We start from the raw sequence: 2298 nt of genomic DNA, 5'->3' as shown, positions 1-2298 counted from the left end.
TGGCCGGCCGGTCGCGAATAGCCGTGTGTATGTGCTGGATGAGGCGTTGCAGCCGGTGCCGGTGGGTGTTGCGGGTGAGGTGTATGTGGCGGGTGCGCAGCTGGCGCGTGGGTATGTGGGTCGTGCGGGGTTGACGGGTGAGCGGTTCGTGGCGTGCCCGTTCGGGGCGGGTTCCGGTGAGCGCATGTACCGGACCGGGGACCTGGCCAAATGGACTGCGGACGGGCAGCTGTTGTTCGCGGGTCGGGCGGATGAGCAGGTGAAGATCCGTGGGTTCCGGATCGAGCCGGGTGAGATCGAGACTGTGCTCGAGGCCCGTGCCGAGGTGGCGCAGGCCGCGCTGATCGCGCGTGAGGACACGCCGGGCGACAAGCGCCTGGTGGCGTATGTGGTGCCTGCCGATAGCGAGGCCGGTGTCGATGTCGTTGGTCTGCGGGACGCTGTGGTCTCGCGGCTGCCGGAGTACATGGTCCCGAGTGCGTTCGTTGTGCTGCCTGAGTTGCCGCTGACCGTCAACGGCAAGCTGGATCGCAGGGCGCTTCCGGTCCCGGAGTACGCCGCGGGCAGTGGCCGGGGTCCCACGACGGTGCAGGAGGAGATCCTCTGCGCGGTGTTCGCCGAGGTGCTGGGCGTGGAGTCGGTCAGGGTCGACGACAACTTCTTCCAGCTGGGCGGGCACTCCCTGCTGGCGGTGACCCTTGTCGAACGGCTCCGCGTGCGCGGTGTGTCGGTGTCGGTACGGTCCCTGTTCGAGGCCCCCACTCCGGCCGGCCTGGCCGGAGCCACGGGCATCGGCTCGGTGGAGGTGCCCGAGAACCTGATCCCGGCGGATGCGGAGCGGATCACGCCGGAGATGTTGCCGCTGGTCGAGCTGTCGCAGCAGGAGATCGACCGGGTGGTCGCGGCGGTCGATGGTGGCGCGGCGAACGTGGCGGATGTCTATCCGTTGGCGCCGTTGCAGGAGGGGATGTTCTTCCACCACTTGATGGCGGGTGAGGGCGGCGACGTCTATCTGACGGCGCGTGTCGTGGAGTTCGACTCCCGGGCCCGGCTGGACGCTTTCGTCGGAGCGTTGCAGCAGGTCGTGGACCGGCATGACATCTATCGCACGGGTGTGGTGTGGGAGGGTCTGCGTGAGCCGGTGCAGGTGGTGTGGCGGCAGGCTCAACTGCCGTTCGTAGAGCACGAGATTGACGGCGGGTCTGCGAATCCGGCGGATGTCCTGCTGGCCGTAGTCGGGTCGGTGATGGATCTGGGGCGTGCGCCGTTGATGGATGTGCATGCGGCGGAGGTGTCCGGGGGTCGGTGGCTGGCTGTGGTGCGGATGCATCACCTGCTCCAGGATCACCTGGGCATGGACGTGCTGTTGCAGGAGTTGCGGGCGGTGCTGACCGGGCAGGCGGAACGGTTGGCGCCGGCGATGCCGTTCCGGAACTTCGTGGCGCAGACGCGTTCGGTGTCCCGTGTCCAGCATGAGCGGTACTTCGCCGAGCTGCTCGGTGATGTCACCGAGCCGACCGCCGCGTACGGGGTGCTCGATGTGCACGGCGACGGCAGCGATGTGGGCTCGGCAGTCATGCCCTTCGCCGCCGATGTGACCGACGAACTGCGGCGCGTGACGCGGGAGTTGGGGGTAAGTACGGCGACGGTCCTGCATGTGGTGTGGGCGCGCGTGCTCGGGGTGCTGTCGGGGCGTGACGACGTGGTGTTCGGCACGGTGTTGTTCGGTCGGATGAATGCCGGCGCAGGTGCTGACCGGGTGCTTGGCCCGTTCATCAACACGCTGCCGGTACGCGTGGGGACCGGCCGGGTGGGCGTACGTGCGGCGGTTGAGGGGATGCGGGATCAGCTGGCGGGGCTGCTGGAGCACGAGCACGCGCCGTTGGCCGTGGCACAGCAGGCGAGTGGTGTCGCGGCCAATTCGCCGCTGTTCACCTCTCTGTTCAACTACCGGCACGTCGATCAGGCCGAGGAGACAGCCGGGGAACGGCACGTCGACGGCATCCAGCAGCTCTCCCTCCGCGAGCGGACCAACTACCCGGTGACGGTGTCTGTCAGCGACCGAGGGGCCGCCGGACTGAGCCTGACCGTGGAAGCCGTAGCGCCGGTCGACGCTGGTGCGGTGGTCCGCCTGTTCCACACCGCGACAGAGAGCGCAGTGAGCGCCCTCGGGAGTGTGGTGGGCGGGCCCGGTGATGGCGCGGATGTGGCGCTGGGTGGTGTGGATGTGTTGGGGGTTGATGAGCGGGTTCGGTTGTTGGGGTGGAACGAGGGGGCGTTGTCGGTTGGTGGTGTGGG

General features: G+C 68.4%; 1 protein-coding gene. It reads left to right on the top strand.

Features of this window, described 5'->3' with window-relative positions; all coding sequences use genetic code 11:
* Positions 1-25: 25 nt before the first annotated feature.
* Positions 26-2298, top strand: a 2273-nt coding sequence (locus tag ABT004_RS36280) for a condensation domain-containing protein (RefSeq protein ID WP_351346111.1), incomplete at its 3' end; no start/stop codon positions are given.

It is taken from the genome of Streptomyces sp. NPDC002790, from assembly GCF_040295505.1.
Classification (GTDB): Bacteria; Actinomycetota; Actinomycetes; order Streptomycetales; family Streptomycetaceae; genus Streptomyces.
Note: the sequence above shows the minus strand (reverse complement) of the source record. Positions and strands in the feature narration are given on the sequence as shown.